This window comes from Nonomuraea gerenzanensis, assembly GCF_020215645.1.
Taxonomy (GTDB): domain Bacteria; phylum Actinomycetota; class Actinomycetes; order Streptosporangiales; family Streptosporangiaceae; genus Nonomuraea; species Nonomuraea gerenzanensis.
The window spans coordinates 4,821,701-4,836,638 of sequence record NZ_CP084058.1 but is presented as its reverse complement, the minus strand read 5'-3'; the positions used below and the strand labels follow the sequence as shown (position 1 = coordinate 4,836,638).

The window sequence follows — 14,938 nt, the reverse complement described above, 5'->3', positions numbered from 1 at the left end:
GATCACCCCTTCTTGGCCGCGGTTACGAGTTGGCGCACCTGTACCACATACAGCACCCCCGCCCACCAGTACAGGCCCGTTCCCCAGAGCGCGAAGGCCCACCCGACAATTCGGGCTATATCGGCATACCACCCAGTGTGGGAGGCAAGGAAGAGGAGAGGGAAGGCGTACATGAGGTTGAACATGGCGGCCTTGCCCAGGAAATGCACTTGAAGTGCCTTATACCCATATTTGCGAAGTACAGGGAAGAAACTCGCGACCAAGAGTTCCCGTCCCAGGATGACCACGACCAGCCACCACGGGATGACCTCACGCAACAGGAGGGCGAAGATGGTCGCGAAGACGTAGAGCTTGTCCGCCGCGGGATCGATGAGCCGGCCGAGCCTGCTCGTCTGGTTGAACGCCCGCGCGATCTTTCCGTCGAGCCAGTCCGTGAAGCCGGCCACCGCCAGGACGCCGATGGCCCAGCCGTCGGCCTGGGGCACGAGAACCAGCCAGAGGAACACGGGGACGCCCAGGAGGCGCAGGAAGCTCAGCAGGTTAGGAACCGTCCAGATCCGGTCCTCGGCGGAAGTTTCGCTCACGCAGCAGACCCTACTGCGTGGAATGCGACGCGGCGCTCGCCTCCCGCCCCCGCTTTCCGCAGGCCACTCCCGCTGCGCCCGGTCATACCCCTGCCATGGGCCGGTCATGGGCGGGTCACGGGCGCGGGTCAGGTGCGCAGGAAGGCGTGGGTGCGGCCCACCTCGGCGAAGCCCAGCCGCTCGTAGAAGTGGCGGGGCCAGTCGTCCGCGTCGGCCAGCAGGAAGATCAGCTCGGCGCCGGCCACCTCGGCCAGCAGCGCCCTCATCAGGGCTCCGGCGTAGCCCCTGCCCCGGTGCTCGTGCCCGGTGAAGACGCTCTCGATCTGGGCGACGCCGCCGTGCACGTACAGGTCGGCGCGGGCGGCGATCTCCCCGGACGGGGCGCGCACGCCGCGGAAGGCCACCGTGTCGGCGCCGCGCAGCCGGGCCGACACCCGCCGGGCCAGCCCGTCGATCACCTCGTCGGGGGCCTGCGGCAGGGTGCGGCGCCAGTCGCGCCGCAGCACCGGCGCCAGCTCCTCCAGGCCGAGCCGCTCGGCCGGTGGCGAGTCGTGCGGCGGCTCGCCGCGGAAGACCATGACGAGGTTCGTCTCGTGCTCGTAGCCGGCGGCGGCGAACGCGGGCGCGCACGCCGTGCCGAGCCGGTCGTCGTCGACGCACACGAGGCGGTGCTCGCGCCCCGACAGCACCTCGTCGGCCGCCGCCATCAGCCGCTGGGCCAGGCCCTCGTCGGCCGCCGCGAGCAGCCGCCCGGCCAGGCCCTCGTCGGTGCCGCCCGAGGCTGTGACGATCAGCTTGTTGTCGTCGTAGGAGCCCGGGTAGCGGGCGTCGAGCACCCCGAAGCCACCTGGCACCGGCACCACCACGGGCGCCCTGCGCCGGGCGAAACCACGCAGGAACCCCAGGGCCCGCGCCAGGTCCGCCGCAGCGGCGCCGTCGAGCGCCGCGCCCCTGGCGGGCTCGCCCACGGATGCGGCGCCACGGTCGAGCGCCGCGCCTCCGGCCGGCTCATCCACGGACCCGGCGCCACCGTCGAGCGCCGCGCCTCCGGCCGGCTCATCCACGGACCCGGCGGCGCGGTCGTGCGCCCGGCCCCTGGCCGGCTCAGCCACGGACGCTCCGGAGGAACGCCTCGATCAGGCGCGGGTCCTTCACGCCGGGCTCGCTCTCCAGGCCGCTGGACACATCGACCCCCCACGGGCCGGCGGCCTCGATCGCCTCGCGCACGTTGCCCGGGGTCAGGCCGCCCGCCAGCAGCCACCGCCCGGACGCCCGGCCGCGCACGGCCGCCCAGTCCCACGCCTGGCCGGAGCCCGCGTGCGGGGCGTCCACCAGGAGCAGGTCCTCGTCGTAGGCGCCGCACCGCAGGTCGGCCTGGGCGTCCACGGCCCTGATCAGGGTGACGCCGAGGTCCTTCAGCGCGGTGAAGTCGCCGTGCGGGTGCTTGCCGTGCAGCTGGACGGCGCGCACCCCGGAGGCCAGCGCCGCCGCGCGGACCGTCTCCGGGTCCTCGCCGCGGAAGACGCCCACGGTCAGCACGTGCCCGGGCACCTGCGCGGCCAGCTCGGCGGCCAGCTCGGGCGTGACGCGGCGCGGGCTCCTGGTCATGACGAACCCGATGGCGTCGGCCCCCGCCGCGACGGCGGTGGCCACGTGCCCGGGCTCGCGCAACCCGCAGATCTTCACATACACATCTCCGACCTTAGCGGCGGCGGGCGGCTGCCGGGGACCACGCCCAGACCAGCACGGCGACGATCAGCCCGAACAGGGTCACCCCCGCCGGCAGGTGCGCCCCGAGCCACAGCCAGGTGACGTGCTGCAGGCCGCCGACCACGAACAGCGCCACGCTGGCCAGCGCGGGCCAGCCGGCGCCGCGTCCCGGCCGCCAGACGAGGACGGCCAGCACGATCTGGACGAGGGCGACGAGGTGCACGACCATGCCGGCCAGGAGGTGCGCCTCGATCATCGGCGCCGACTCCACCGCCTGGCCGGCGAAGGAGGCGGTGACGAGCAGCGCCGCCGCGTGGGCGGTGACGGCGACCCGCAGGCTGTAGACGAGGCCGGAGGCGACCCGGCCCGCCGGCCGGGGCATGGTGACGGTTTCCCGCATGGCCATGGACGATCCTTTCACTGGACGAAGGACCACATGGTCGCGGCGGGCGGCACCGAAGGTCGTCAGCCTGCCGGATGACTCACCGGTACGCCGGGCGGCTGATCCCGCCGCCGGCGTACAGGACGCAGGCGGCTGATCCCCGCCGCCCGGCGTACAGCCCAGCCGCCCGGCGTACAGCCCAGCCGCCCGGCGTACCGCTCAGCCGCCGCGCGGCGGCCGTACGGGACGGAAGGAGGCGTCCACCAGCCCCGTGCGGTGGGCGACGACGGCGGCCTGGATGCGGTTGCGCAGGCCCAGCTTGTCCATCGCGGCGGCGATGTGCGTCTTGACCGTCGTGACGCCGACGTGCAGCTCCTCGGCGATCTCGGCGTTGGACAGGCCGGTGCCGACCAGGGCCAGCACCTCCAGCTCCCGCTCGGTCAGCCCGGGCGGCGCGGCGGGCGCGGCCTGCTCCTCGGCGGCCAGGAACCGCTCGACCACGCGGCGCAGCACGGAGGGCGCCAGGAGCTGCTCGCCGGCCGCGGCCCTGCGCACGGCGTCCACCATGCGCTCCGGCTCGTCGTCCTTGACCAGGAAGCCGACGGCGCCGGCCCGCAGCGCGGCGTAGACGTTGCCGTCCTCGGCGAACGTGGTCAGCACCACGATCCGGGTGCCGGGCCGGGCGGCCAGCACGCGCTTGATCGCCTCCAGGCCGTCGACCCTGGGCATGCGCAGGTCCATGAGGATCACGTCGGGCAGGTGCCGCTCGGCCAGGCGGACGGCCTCGGCGCCGTCGTCGGCCTCGCCGACGACCTCCATGTCGCCCGTGGCCTGCAGCAGCATGCGCACGCCCGCGCGGACGAGCGCCTGGTCGTCGGCGACCAGCACGCGGATCATGCGGCACTCCCCGGGGACACGCGGGTGTGGGTGGGCAGGTGGGCGGCCAGCAGCCAGCCGCCCTCGCCGTCGGGCCCGGCGCTGAGGGTGCCGCCGAGGGTGCGCACCCGCTCGCGCATGCCGGCCAGGCCGCGCCCCGAGGAGGGCAGCCGCTCGATGGCGGTGGGCGGGCGCCCGTTGCGGATCTGGACGTCCAGCCCCTCTTCGGCGGGCGTGACGGATACGCGGACCCAGGTGCCGGGGCCTGCGTGTTTGAGCACGTTGGTGAGTCCTTCCTGAACGATGCGGGCCGCTGAGGTGCGGGCGATCAAGGGGGCCTGGTCGGTGGCCGGGTCGAGGTCGAGGTCGACGACGAGGCCGGCGGCCGCCATGCGCTCGGCGGACTCGCGGACCACGTCGGCGGGGTTGGCCAGCAGGTCGGGCTGGCGGTCGGGGTCGCGCAGCAGGTCGAGCAGGTCGCGCAGGTCCTGCAGCACCTGGTGGCCGGTCTCCCTGATGTCGTTGAGCGCGTCGGCGACGGGCCCGTCGGGGGCGGCGTAGCGGGCGGCGCTGGCCCGCAGCACCATGGCGCCGACGTGGTGGGCGACGATGTCGTGCACGTCGCGGGCGATGCGCTCGCGCTCGGCGAGCTGGTCGGCGCGCACCTGGGCGACGGCGGCGCGGGCCGCCTCCTCGGCGACCAGCTTCTCGGTGGCCGCGGCGGCGCGCCGCACGCCCAGGTAGCGGCCGATCGCGATGGGCGTGGCGACCAGCGTCATGAGGACCCCCACGCGGAAGGTGGTGATCTCGGTGTTGTCGCCGACGACGGCGATCGCGGTGAGCAGGCAGCCGGTCACGTACGCGGCCACCGTCCAGGCCCAGGACACCACGCGCATGGCGAACACGCCGATGGCGATGAGCGTGAGGATCACGCATGTGTTGACGGCGGCGTTCAGATAGGTGTCGGCCGAGACGAGCAGCACGCCCTGCAGCAGGAAGACCAGCCCGGGCAGCCGCCTGGCGATGCCCAGTGACAGGCCGCCCACCACGGCGAGCAGGCCGACCACCCAGACGGGCTGGGCGCCGGAGTGCCAGGTGGTCCAGGTGCTCAGCACGGTGATCGCCACGCCGCCGGCGGCGAGCAGCGCGTCGGGCGTGACCTCGCGCTCCTCCAGCCGCTCCGCCGAGCTGCGCAGGTAGGCGCCCAGCACGGCGGGGAAGACGGGCAGGAGGATGGAGTACATCCACATGTTGCCGGTGAGCGCGAGGCCGGGGTCGGCGATGTTGAACGCGGTGGCGACGATCGACGCGCCCACGGCCAGGGCGGTGGCACGCACCTGGGAGCTGTAGCCGGCCACGCCGAGCGACACGCAGACGAGGATCTGGGCGGTGTTGGAGGTGAACGAGCCGAGCTGGTCGGTGACGACCAGGGCGGCGGCCAGGTAGAGGCTGACCAGCACCGGCCAGCGGCGCACCAGCCCCATGGGCAGGCCGACGAGCAGCGCCATCGGGATGTTCATCTCGGCGGGCAGGAACTCGGTGTCGCCCGCCTTGGCCGTGGTCAGCAGGTCGAGACCCACTCCGGAGGCCGCGAGCAGGATATCGAGCGGCACGCCACGCCAACGCATGGACACACCGTATCCGCCCTGGCGGGTGCGGCTGTTCCTCCCGGCGGAGGAGCGCGCCTCCTCCTACTGGCCGGAGGTCCGCCCGGACGGTGGAGCGATCACGTGCGGTCGCGGGCCTAGGTTCGGGTCATGCCCAACGACACCGCACTGTTCCTCGGCCAGTTTCTGCGCAACCCCGCGGCCATCGGTGCGCTCGCGCCCAGCTCACGACACCTGGCGGCGGCCGTCTGCGCGCCCGTCCCGGAGAAGGGCGAGCCGATCGTCGTCGAGCTCGGGCCGGGCACGGGCCCGTTCACCGCGGAGATCCAGCAGCGGCTGGGCGGGCGCGGGCACCATCTGGCCGTGGAGCTGAACGAGCGCATGGCCGGGCTGCTGGCCGAGCGGTTCCCGAAGGTGGACGTGGCCAACGAGGACGCCACCCGGCTGGGCGAACTGCTGGCCGAGCGCGGGCTGCGCATGGCGGACGTGGTGGTGAGCGGGCTGCCCTGGGCGGCGTTCCCCAGCCAGTTGCAGCATGAGTTGCTGGGTGCCGTGACGGGCGCGATGAGCCCGGGTGCGGCGTTCACCACCTTTTCCTACATCCACGCCATCCCGCTCAGCTCGGCACGGCGGTTCCGTGCGCTGCTGGCGGAGCGCTTCGAGGAAGTGGTGCTGGGACGTACGGTGTGGCGGAACACTCCGCCTGCCTTCGTCTTCCACGCCCGTCGCCCCCGTTAGGGACCCCGGCGGGGAGCCCGGCCGCCCGATTGGCGCCGAAATCGGACGGGCCACGCCTTCAAGCGGGGAGCTGGTTGCTCAACCCCTCGCAGCGCGGGCACTCGGACCGCCCCGCGGCTTTCCGCGACCGGTAGCCGCGTTGGTTGACCTCCTCCCCCGTCGTCGTCCTCCGTGAAGGGCGCCTACCCGAGCCCCGGGGAAGCATTCGTCCCGCCGCGGATCGGGGCTCAGCCGAATGCCGGTGGCCGCTTCTCGCGCAGCGCGCGCACGCCCTCACCTGCGTCGGGGCCGGTGAATCCGAGGAACTCCATGGCCAGCGAGGCGTCGAAGGCGGGGCCGGCCAGGCGCAGCCAGTTGTTGAGCGAGTACTTGGTGAGCCTGATGGCCTCCTGGGCGCCGGCCGCGAGCCTGACCGCGATCTCCATCGCCTTGTCGTGCACCTCGTCGTCGTCCACGCACAGGCTGACGAGCCCCATCCGCTCGGCCTGCTCGCCCGTGACGGGCTCGCACAGCAGCAGGTGGTACTTGGCCTTGGCCATGCCGCACAGCAGCGGCCAGATGATCGCGGCGTGGTCGCCCGCCGCGACGCCCAGCCTGGTGTGGCCGTCGATGATCCGCGCGGTGCGGCCCGCCACGGAGATGTCGGCCAGCAGCGCGACCGCCAGCCCGGCGCCGACGGCCGGGCCCTGGATGGCGGAGACGACCGGCTTGGAGCAGTTGAGTACGTTGTAGACGATGTCGCGGGCCTCGGCGAACACGCGCAGCCGGGTGGCGTGGTCGCGCATCATCTCCTCGATCATGGACAGATCGCCGCCCGCCGAGAAGGCCCGGCCCTCTCCCCTGACCACGATCGCGCGCACGCTCTCGTCGCGGTCGGCGTCGCGCCAGATCTCGCCCAGCTCGCGGTGGGCGGTCGCGTCGACGGCGTTGAGCCTGGCGGGCTCGCTGATCGTGACGCGCAGCACGCCCTCGGCCGGGGTGTCGAGCTTGAGCTTGGTGTAGGCGTCCATCACAGGTGCTCCCGCAGCCGCTCGGCGACGTACTCCCTGGCCTCGATCGCCTGGTCGAACAGGCCGGGCAGCACGTAGAACGAGTGCACCGCGCCGTCGAACCTGCGCACGTCGACCGGCACGCCCGCCTCCGCCAGGCGGGCGGCGTAGCGCTCGCCCTCGTCCCTGAGCACGTCGCAGCCGGCGGTCACGACGGTGGCAGGGGCCAGGCCGGACACGTCGGGCAGGCGCAGCGGGGACAGGCGCGGGTCGGCCGGGTCGGCCTGCGGCGCGTACTGGCGGGCGAACCAGGCCATCTCCGCGGCGTCCAGGCCGAAGCCCTTGGCGAACTCGGCGTAGCTGGGCGTGTCCATGGCCACGTCCAGCACCGGGTAGACGAGCACCTGGTGGGCCAGCCGCAGGCCCGCGTCGCGGGCCTGCCAGGCGGCCACGGCGGCCAGGTTGCCGCCCGCGCTGTCGCCGCTCACGGCGACGCTGCCGTTGCTCTGGTAGAAGGCGGGCCTGGCGAAGATGTCGCGCACGACCGTCCAGGCGTCGTCGGCGGCGGCGGGGAACGGGTGCTCGGGCGCCAGCCGGTAGTCGGCCGACACCACCACGGCCCGCGTGCGGATGGCCAGGTCGCGGGCGGCCGCGTCGTTGCGCCTGACGCTGCCGAGCACCCAGCCGCCGCCGTGGAAGTAGACCACGACCGGCAGCGGGGCGTCGCCCGGGTCGGCGCGGTAGATGCGGATGGGGACGCCCTCCGCCTCCTCGTCGCGCACGAACGGCAGCTTCGTCAGCGGCCCTCGGTAGGCCGCGAACTCGTCCTGCGCGCGCATCTCCTGGATCGCGGCCAGGTCGAGCGCGGCCAGGTCGGCGTTCAGATCCGATGGGTACCGGGCGAGGTACTCCCGCGCCTGGGGGTGCAGCGGCATGATCGCAGCCTAGCGGGCCGCCTCGATGAACGCATCGAAGAGGCGGTTGTCGCCGCTCCTTTCCGGATGCCACTGGACGCCCACGCCGAACCGGTGTCCCTGCAGCTCGATGCCCTCGACGATCTGGTCCTCCGCCCAGGCCACGGCCAGCAGGCCGGAGCCGAGGCGGCGTACGGACTGGTGGTGCGGCGCGCTGGTCTCCACCCGGTCGCCGACGGCCTTGCCCAGCTTGCTGGAGACGCTGACCTGGATCGTGTGGCCGCCGTCGGGCTCGGCGTGCCGGTCGCTGTCGAGCACGTCCGGCAGCCACGGGATCAGCGTGCCGCCCTGGGCGACGTTGAGCACGTGCATGCCCCTGGCGACGGCCAGGACCGGGATGTCGGCCCGCACGGCCGCCCTGGCCAGGGCCAGCTCGAAGCGGTCGCGCTGGGCCTGCGGCTCGCAGACGCGCTCGTCCTGCTCGCCGTTGTAGGTCTCGGCCGCCAGCTCGACGCCGCCCGCCAGGACGACGCCCTTCAGGCCGCGTACGTAGTCCTCCGCGGCGCTGGGGGCCAGGGGCGGCACCACCACGGGGGCGCCCCCTGCCCGCCCGACCGCCTTGGCGTAGGAGGGCGGGGAGAGCACGGCCTCCCGCACCCAGTCGCCCCATCGGGCAGCTTCGAAGTAGGCGGTGATGCCGATCAGCGGTCGGGACATGCGATCTCCAGGGGGCATGGTGGAGTCGGGCGGCCGTCGGGCTTCGGACGCTCGGTGACGGCCCCATGCCCCATCATGGCGTACTCCCTTTCCGATATGTCACCCATCCCCGAAGATCCGTTGCCCCCGTAGACACGGGCTTTTCGGGATTCGCCCGGTCCGTGCCCGGGGGTGAAGGTTCCCGGGGGGACGCGCAGGAGGTCGGGGGTGCCGGGCGGCGGTGTCGGATACGAATAATATTTACATTCCCATTTGCGGACCGAAAACCAGCGAAATTGGTGGGAATCGGTTGTGACGCGTCATCAGTGGTGTAAGACTCAATTTCGAGCGCACGGGAATGGCCGGGGAGGGCCCCGCGCTCACGACCCGGACTGTCAGGGAGGTGCAGGCCGAAGCCGGAATGCGTTTCCGGTCAAAGGGTGGGGTTGGGTAAATGTCGTTGAATCCGCGACTGGTCAAAGAGAGTTTCTCCGTCGTCGAGCCCGTGGCGGACAAGGCCACGGCCTACTTCTACGGCCGTTTGTTCGCCGAGAACCCGCACTTGAGGGGCATGTTCCCGCCCGCCATGGACGTGCAGCGGGACCGGTTGTTCGGGGCGTTGACCCGGATCGTGTGGAGCCTGGACAGTCCCGGCAGCCTGGCGGCCTTCCTCGGGCAGCTCGGCCGCGACCACCGCAAGTACGGCGTGGTCGCCGAGCACTACACGGCCGTGGGCAACGCCCTGCTGGCCACGATCCGGCGGTTCGCCGCCGACGTCTGGAACCATGAGATCGAGGCGGCGTGGGTGTCGGCGTACACGGCGGCGGCCAACCTCATGATCGAGTCGGCCGAGTCGGACGCCGGGGTCTCCCCCGCCTGGTGGCTGGCCGAGGTCATCGACCACGAGCTGCGCCACCGCGACATCGCGGTCCTCACGCTGCGGCCCACGCAGCGCCTGCCGTTCACACCCGGCCAGTACGTCAACGTGCAGACGGCACGCTGGCCCCGCGTGTGGCGGACGTTCTCGATCGCCAACGCGCCGCGCCCCGACAACACGATCAGGCTGCACGTGCGCTCGGTGCCCGGCGGCTGGGTGTCGACCACGCTGATCAGGCACACCCGCGTCGGCGACACGCTCATGGTGGGCCCGCCGATGGGCACGATGGCCCCGCGCGAGCACAGCGTGCGCGACATGCTGTGCGTGGCGGGCGGCACGGGCCTGGCGCCGCTGAAGGCGATCATCGAGTCCGTCATCGCCTCCGGCCGCCGCCCCAACATCCACCTGCTGTACGGCGCCCGCACCGCCGGCGAGCTGTACGACCTGCCCGACCTGATCAGGATGCAGTCGTCGTTCCCCTGGCTGCGGGTGCTGCCCGTGGTCTCCGGCCAGCCCTCCTACGACGGCATGCGCGGCAGCCTGCCCCAGGTGATGCGGCGCTTCCACTCCTGGGCCGAGCACGACGTGTACGTGTGCGGGCCGACCTCCATGGTCAACGAGACCGTGCGGTGCCTGCAGATCGACGGCGTGCCCCTGGCGCGCATCCACCGGGACGTCATCCACGGCGAGCACTGACCTGTCCACGTGCGGACACCCCGGCGGCCCCGCCGGGCGGTGACCGCCGGAAAGGGCCCGTTCCGGATCAGGAGGTTGACAGCGGGGGCCCCGACGGTGCCAAGTGGATGTTGACACGCCTTGTGAGGTGAACCCGTGCCATCACCCGCCCGGCGCCGAGGAATCGGCGGACTCGTCACCGTCATCACCGCGACCCTGCTGTTATCCCCGTCCCCCTCGGCCGCCGCGGCGGAGGCCGTGCCGCTGACCGAGCTGGGCTCCGACGCCTACGCCAACGCCGCCGCCCAGTACGGCACCTCGGCGGGGCCCGACACCTACCAGTGGGGCTCGACGATCGTCAGCGCGCAGCAGGCGGGCCGCTTCCACGACGGAGGGTCGTCCGGCATCACGTTCGCCACGTCCACGGACGGCGGCGCCACCTGGGCGAAGGGCACGCTGCCCGGGATCACGACGTTCGGCGGCGGCCCGCACGCGCGGGTCAGCGACCCGTCGGTGGCCTTCGACGCCGCGCACGGGGTGTGGCTGGTCACCTCGCTCGCCCTCGGCGACGCCGGCGGGGTGACCGGGGCGGCGGTGCTGACCAGCCGGTCCACCGACGGCGGCCTGACCTGGAGCGCGCCGGTCACCACCGCCACCGGCGGCGACCTGGACAAGAGCTGGGCCGTCTGCGACAACGGCGCGGACAGCGCGTTCCTGGGCACCTGCTACGCGGTGTTCGACGACCACGGGGCGGGTAACGCGATCAAGGTGGCCCGCTCGTCCGACGGCGGCCTGACCTGGGCCGTGACCGGCACCTCCGCCACCGGTCTCGGCGGGCAGCCGGTGGTGCGGCCGAACGGCGCCGTGGTGGTGCCGTATCTGAGTGACGACGGCCAGATCCGCTCCTTCCGCTCCCGCGACGGCGGCGCGAGCTGGAGTGACAGCGTGCTGGTCGCGCCCGTGCAGCGGCACACCGTGGCGGGCGGGCTGCGGGCCGCGCCGCTGCCGTCGGCCGAGGTGGACGCGGCCGGCACCGTGTACGTCGTCTGGCAGGACTGCCGCTTCCAGGTGGAGTGCGCGGGCAACGACATCGTGCTGAGCAGGTCGGCCGACGGCACCACGTGGGGCGAGGTGCTGCGGGTCACCGAGGACGGCGGCGACCACTTCATCCCCGGCCTCGGCGTGGACCGCGAGAGCTCCGGCAAGCAGGCCCGGCTCGCGCTGGCCTACTACCGCTACCCGGACGCCGCCTGCGCGCCCGGCACCTGCCGCCTCACCGTCGCCTACACCTCCTCCGCGAACGGCGGCGAGAGCTGGTCGCCGCCGCTGGAGCTGCACGCGGGCATGGCGCCGGACTGGCTGGCCGGCAGCACGCAGGGCCGCACGGTGGGCGACTACATCTCCACCTCGGTGGTGCCGGGCGGCAGCGCCTTCCCCGCCTTCCCGGTGGCGGGCCCGCCGGCCGCCGGCGCGTACAACGTGCGCACGCACACGGTCACGGGCGGCCTGGCGATCACCGGCGGGGACCCGCCCACGATCGCCGTCGAGGCGTCCGTCGCGACCGGCGAACCACCGGCGGGCACCTCCCCGACCGCCCGCTGACAGGCGCGTTCAGGCCCTGCCGAACGCGGCGGCGGTCTCCTCGTCGCTCGGCCAGAACGTCTCGATGGCCAGCTCGGACACCGTCACGTCCACCGGCGTGCCGAACGTCGCGATCGTGGTGAACATCGACAGCACCCGGTCCCCGGCCGCGATCCGCAGCGGCACCAGGATGTCGGCGGGCCCCGGCACGTGCGCCACGTTGAGGTCCACCCCGGGATAGGTGTAGGCGGCCAGCTCGTCGTGCAGCTCGGCGAGCCGCCCGTTGCCGGACATCTCCGCCTGCCTGCGCAGCTGGTGCAGCAGGTGGGCCCGCACCTCGGCCAGATTCAGCAGCCGCCCGCCCATCGCCTGCGGATGCAGCGACAGCCGCATCACGTTGATCGGCTCCTGGAGCAGCTCGGCGGGCACCCCCTCCATGAACATCGCGGCGGCGGAGTTCGCCGCCACCAGGTTCCACGTCGCGTCGACCACCACCGCCGGGTACGGCTCGTGCCCGGCCAGGATCTTGTCCAGCGCCTGCCGGACCACCTCCATCTCGGGGGCACGCACCTCGCGCTCCGGATAGACGGGCGCGAACCCGGCCGCCACCAGCAACCTGTTGCGGTGCCGCAGGGGCACCTCCAGCTCCTCGGCCAGTTTCATCACCATCTCGCGGCTCGGGCGGGCGCGGCCCGTCTCCAGAAAGCTGATGTGCCTGGCCGACACCTCGGCCTCGATGGCCAGGTCGAGCTGGCTCACCCGCCTGCGCTGCCGCCACGAACGCAGCAACGTACCGAAAGAATCCTCATGTACGGCAACAGCACCCATGCCGGACACCGTAGCGGCCGCAGGGAAGGCTCTCGATTACCCCTCAGGTAAGGCGCCGTGGTCGCCGCCCTGCTTGCGCGGGGAATCTCCCAGTCCTCGGTAACTGTCGGTGCCGCGTGGCACGATGGCCGCAAGCCACCCACGGGAGCGCCGCCGAGGCGGCGCCGCACCTGACAGGAAGGGGTCCGCGCTCCACCGCCCCCGCCCGCCCTACCGCCAGCAGGACAAGGTTTCCACTCGTGAGGAGATTCGATGAGTGACGCAGTGGTCGCGATCGGCACCCGCAAGGGCCTGTTCCTCGCCCGTTCCACCGACGGCGGCCCCTTCAGGGTCGAGCCGATCCAGTTCTCCACGGTCGCGATCCCCTCGGTCGCGATCGACACCCGCGGCACCACCCCCCGGCTGCTCGCCGGCATCGAGTACGGCCACTTCGGCCCGTCCGTCATGTACTCCGACGACCTCGGCGCCACCTGGCACGAGGCCGAGCAGCCCCCGATCGCCTTCCCGGAGAAGACGGGGGCCACGCTGACCAGGGTCTGGCAGCTCACGCCTTCGCCGTCCGAGCCGGACGTGGTGTGGGCGGGCGTGGAGCCCGCCGCGCTGTTCCGCTCGGAGGATCGCGGGGTCACCTACCGGCTCGTCGAGGGGCTGTGGGAGCACCCGCACCGCGAGCACTGGCAGCCGGGCGGCGGCGGCCTGTGCCTGCACACGATCGTCACCCACCCCACCGACCCCGAGCGCATGGCCGTCGCGGTGTCGGCCGCCGGCTTCTACCGCACCGCCGACGGCGGGCTGTCGTGGGAGGCGGCCAACAAGAACATCCGGGCGCCGTTCATGCCGGAGGGCCAGCAGTACCCGGAGTACGGGCAGTGCGTGCATAAGGTGTCCATGCACCCGTCCCGGCCGGAGCGGCTCTACCTGCAGCACCACTTCGGCGTCTACCGCAGCGACGACTTCGGCGGGAGCTGGCACGACATCGGCTCGCCGCTGCCGTCCGACTTCGGGTTCCCGATCGTGGTGCACCCGCGGCTGCCCGACACGGTCTACGTGCTGCCGCTGACGGCCGACATCGACCGCACCCCTGTCGGCCACCGCTACCAGCCGCACCGCAGCGACGACGGCGGCAGGACCTGGCAGGCGTTCGCCAAGGGGCTGCCCGAGGGGCCGGTGCACGCCACCGTGCTGCGCGATGCGATGACGGCGTCGGAGGCGGGGCTGTTCTTCGGCACCCGCGACGGCGAGGTCTACGGCTCGCGCGACGACGGCGAGACCTGGTCGCAGGTCGCCACCCACCTGCCCGACGTGCTGACCGTGCGGGCGGCGGTGCTCTGAGACATGGTCTCCAAACCGGTGACGATGGTGGTGTTCGTGCTGCCCAGCACGCTGCGCAGGTGGGTGAGCGGGCGCACGGAGGTCAAGGTGTTCGCCGTCGGCGCCGATCGCGACTCCCCGCCCACCCTGGGCTCGGCCCTCGACATGCTGCGGCGGACGCATCCGATGCTGGAGGAGCGGCTGCGCGACGAGTACGGGCGCATCCGCAGGCACATCAGCATGATCGTGTGCGGGGAGAACGCCCAGGGCCTCGGCGGGCTCGACTGCGCGCTGCCGCCGGGCGCCGAGGTGTACGTGCTCCCCGCGCTCGCCTGATCGCCCGGCCGACCGCCCGGCCGTTCGGACCGTCTGGTCAGACCTTGCGCCAGCCGGGGATCCAGGCCCCGTCCTCCACGACGTAGTCGCCGAAGAGGGCGGGGGCCTCCTGGCGCATCAGCTCGCCGATGCGCTGGAACAGCATGCGGATCTCCTCCTCCGCGCCGGCGGCGGTGCGGGCCTCGATCGTGTGCCGCAGCGTGCGCACGTTCGCGGTCCACACCAGCCCCGTCGCCAGACCCTCCGGCGCGAACCTGCGCATGAACGAGGTGCGGTGCTTCTTCTCCGAGAACGGCACGCCCTCCTCGTCGAGCCCGAAATGCCCGGCCATCCACAGCTGAAACTGCTCCAGCTGCTCCAGCACGGCGGTGGCCCGCTTCATCAGCTCCTCGTCGGCCTGCGCCCACTCGGGGAACCAGAACGGCAGCTCGTCGAGCCGCACGAACCGCAGCGACTCCTGCGAGATGGCCACGCCGGGGCGGTGCCGCACCAGCTCGTGCGTCAGCACCCGGCTGACGTTGTGCAGCACGAAGCTGAAGCTGATGTGCTCAAGGACGGAGCCGTGCGCGCTGGCCAGGATGTTGCGCAGGTAGTCGTCCTGGTTCTCCCTGATCCTGACCACGTTGGGGTTGAGGCCGGGCTCGAAGGAGCGGTAGCAGAGCCGGCCGGCGAACTCGGCGAGGTTCTGGGCGTCGAGGTCGCCTCGGTCGAGGCGCTCCAGCCAGCTCTCGCCACCGACCTCGCGCAGGTAGCGGGCCAGCTCGTCGTAGTCCAGCGACGGACGGGCGACGATGAAGACCTCGGGTTCGACTGTGCGCATGGGGAGCCCCCGCT

The 14,938-nt window shown here is 72.8% G+C and carries 16 protein-coding genes; 5 read left to right on the top strand and 11 right to left on the bottom strand.

All coding sequences use genetic code 11. The features are described from left to right. Positions 1–2: 2 nt before the first annotated feature. The 6 genes from LCN96_RS22805 to LCN96_RS22780 form a co-directional block, all read right to left on the bottom strand. The gene (locus LCN96_RS22805) at positions 3–584 is read right to left on the bottom strand and encodes a CDP-alcohol phosphatidyltransferase family protein (protein WP_225274900.1); all 582 of its coding nucleotides are present in this window, start codon (positions 582–584) and stop codon (positions 3–5) included. Between the two features lie 128 nt (positions 585–712). Further along, a complete protein-coding gene (locus LCN96_RS22800; RefSeq protein WP_225274899.1) occupies positions 713–1,696 on the bottom strand; it encodes a GNAT family N-acetyltransferase in 984 nt (327 codons plus the stop codon). Further along, entirely contained in the window at positions 1,689–2,276 is a 588-nt protein-coding gene (locus LCN96_RS22795; protein WP_225274898.1) for a phosphoribosylanthranilate isomerase, read from the bottom strand. Before LCN96_RS22795 ends, LCN96_RS22800 begins: the two co-directional genes overlap by 8 nt. Before the next feature lie 10 nt (positions 2,277–2,286). Next, a complete protein-coding gene (locus LCN96_RS22790) occupies positions 2,287–2,700 on the bottom strand; it encodes a hypothetical protein (protein WP_225274897.1) in 414 nt (137 codons plus the stop codon). 195 nt (positions 2,701–2,895) lie between these two features. Continuing rightward, positions 2,896–3,573, bottom strand: a complete 678-nt coding sequence (locus LCN96_RS22785) for a response regulator (protein ID WP_225274896.1) — start codon at positions 3,571–3,573, stop codon at positions 2,896–2,898. Next, the gene (locus LCN96_RS22780; RefSeq protein ID WP_225274895.1) at positions 3,570–5,180 is read right to left on the bottom strand and encodes a sensor histidine kinase; all 1,611 of its coding nucleotides are present in this window, start codon (positions 5,178–5,180) and stop codon (positions 3,570–3,572) included. The genes LCN96_RS22785 and LCN96_RS22780 overlap by 4 nt, the downstream gene beginning before the upstream one ends. A gap of 129 nt (positions 5,181–5,309) precedes the next feature. Here LCN96_RS22780 and LCN96_RS22775 point away from each other — a divergent pair, with 129 nt between their 5' ends. Beyond that, positions 5,310–5,897, top strand: coding sequence for a class I SAM-dependent methyltransferase (locus tag LCN96_RS22775; protein ID WP_225274894.1), 588 nt, complete (start codon positions 5,310–5,312; stop codon positions 5,895–5,897). A 227-nt stretch (positions 5,898–6,124) separates the two neighbouring features. On the opposite strand, the gene LCN96_RS22770 is transcribed toward LCN96_RS22775, so the two are convergent. The 3 genes from LCN96_RS22770 to LCN96_RS22760 are packed head-to-tail and all read right to left on the bottom strand — an operon-like array spanning position 6,125 to position 8,517. Then, a complete protein-coding gene (locus LCN96_RS22770; RefSeq protein WP_225274893.1) occupies positions 6,125–6,907 on the bottom strand; it encodes an enoyl-CoA hydratase/isomerase family protein in 783 nt (260 codons plus the stop codon). Continuing rightward, entirely contained in the window at positions 6,907–7,821 is a 915-nt protein-coding gene (locus LCN96_RS22765) for an alpha/beta hydrolase (RefSeq protein ID WP_225274892.1), read from the bottom strand. The genes LCN96_RS22770 and LCN96_RS22765 overlap by 1 nt, the downstream gene beginning before the upstream one ends. Before the next feature lie 9 nt (positions 7,822–7,830). Next, complete coding sequence (locus LCN96_RS22760) at positions 7,831–8,517, bottom strand: gamma-glutamyl-gamma-aminobutyrate hydrolase family protein (protein WP_225274891.1); 687 nt, start codon at positions 8,515–8,517, stop codon at positions 7,831–7,833. 484 nt (positions 8,518–9,001) lie between these two features. Between LCN96_RS22760 and LCN96_RS22755 the strand changes: the two genes are divergently transcribed. Both LCN96_RS22755 and LCN96_RS22750 read left to right on the top strand, forming a co-directional pair. After that, positions 9,002–10,069: a globin domain-containing protein gene (locus LCN96_RS22755; protein WP_311132370.1), complete on the top strand. Its 1,068-nt coding sequence runs from the start codon at positions 9,002–9,004 to the stop codon at positions 10,067–10,069. Positions 10,070–10,204: 135 nt separating this feature from the next. Next, positions 10,205–11,650, top strand: a complete 1,446-nt coding sequence (locus LCN96_RS22750) for a sialidase family protein (protein ID WP_225274889.1) — start codon at positions 10,205–10,207, stop codon at positions 11,648–11,650. Positions 11,651–11,659: 9 nt separating this feature from the next. Here the strand turns inward: LCN96_RS22750 and LCN96_RS22745 are convergent, their stop codons facing one another. Continuing rightward, complete coding sequence (locus LCN96_RS22745; RefSeq protein WP_225274888.1) at positions 11,660–12,457, bottom strand: helix-turn-helix domain-containing protein; 798 nt, start codon at positions 12,455–12,457, stop codon at positions 11,660–11,662. Between the two features lie 252 nt (positions 12,458–12,709). Between LCN96_RS22745 and LCN96_RS22740 the strand changes: the two genes are divergently transcribed. Beyond that, a complete protein-coding gene (locus LCN96_RS22740; protein ID WP_225274887.1) occupies positions 12,710–13,789 on the top strand; it encodes a WD40/YVTN/BNR-like repeat-containing protein in 1,080 nt (359 codons plus the stop codon). 3 nt (positions 13,790–13,792) lie between these two features. Continuing rightward, the gene (locus LCN96_RS22735) at positions 13,793–14,104 is read left to right on the top strand and encodes a ubiquitin family protein (protein ID WP_225274886.1); all 312 of its coding nucleotides are present in this window, start codon (positions 13,793–13,795) and stop codon (positions 14,102–14,104) included. Positions 14,105–14,141: 37 nt separating this feature from the next. Here the strand turns inward: LCN96_RS22735 and thyX are convergent, their stop codons facing one another. Further along, positions 14,142–14,924 (bottom strand): FAD-dependent thymidylate synthase, encoded by a 783-nt coding sequence (gene thyX / locus LCN96_RS22730; protein ID WP_225274885.1) that lies wholly within the window; start codon positions 14,922–14,924, stop codon positions 14,142–14,144. Positions 14,925–14,938: the final 14 nt, after the last annotated feature.

Excerpts from the sequence above, each read along its gene's own strand:
- LCN96_RS22745 (WP_225274888.1), bottom strand. The coding sequence starts at position 12,457 with ATGGGTGCTGTTGCCGTACATGAGGATTCTTTCGGTACGTTGCTGCGT.
- LCN96_RS22785 (WP_225274896.1), bottom strand. The coding sequence starts at position 3,573 with ATGATCCGCGTGCTGGTCGCCGACGACCAGGCGCTCGTCCGCGCGGGC.
- LCN96_RS22780 (WP_225274895.1), bottom strand. The coding sequence starts at position 5,180 with ATGCGTTGGCGTGGCGTGCCGCTCGATATCCTGCTCGCGGCCTCCGGA.
- LCN96_RS22760 (WP_225274891.1), bottom strand. The coding sequence starts at position 8,517 with ATGTCCCGACCGCTGATCGGCATCACCGCCTACTTCGAAGCTGCCCGA.
- LCN96_RS22735 (WP_225274886.1), top strand. The coding sequence starts at position 13,793 with ATGGTCTCCAAACCGGTGACGATGGTGGTGTTCGTGCTGCCCAGCACG.
- thyX (WP_225274885.1), bottom strand. The coding sequence starts at position 14,924 with ATGCGCACAGTCGAACCCGAGGTCTTCATCGTCGCCCGTCCGTCGCTG.
- LCN96_RS22740 (WP_225274887.1), top strand. The coding sequence starts at position 12,710 with ATGAGTGACGCAGTGGTCGCGATCGGCACCCGCAAGGGCCTGTTCCTC.
- LCN96_RS22770 (WP_225274893.1), bottom strand. The coding sequence starts at position 6,907 with ATGGACGCCTACACCAAGCTCAAGCTCGACACCCCGGCCGAGGGCGTG.
- LCN96_RS22765 (WP_225274892.1), bottom strand. The coding sequence starts at position 7,821 with ATGCCGCTGCACCCCCAGGCGCGGGAGTACCTCGCCCGGTACCCATCG.
- LCN96_RS22775 (WP_225274894.1), top strand. The coding sequence starts at position 5,310 with ATGCCCAACGACACCGCACTGTTCCTCGGCCAGTTTCTGCGCAACCCC.
- LCN96_RS22790 (WP_225274897.1), bottom strand. The coding sequence starts at position 2,700 with ATGGCCATGCGGGAAACCGTCACCATGCCCCGGCCGGCGGGCCGGGTC.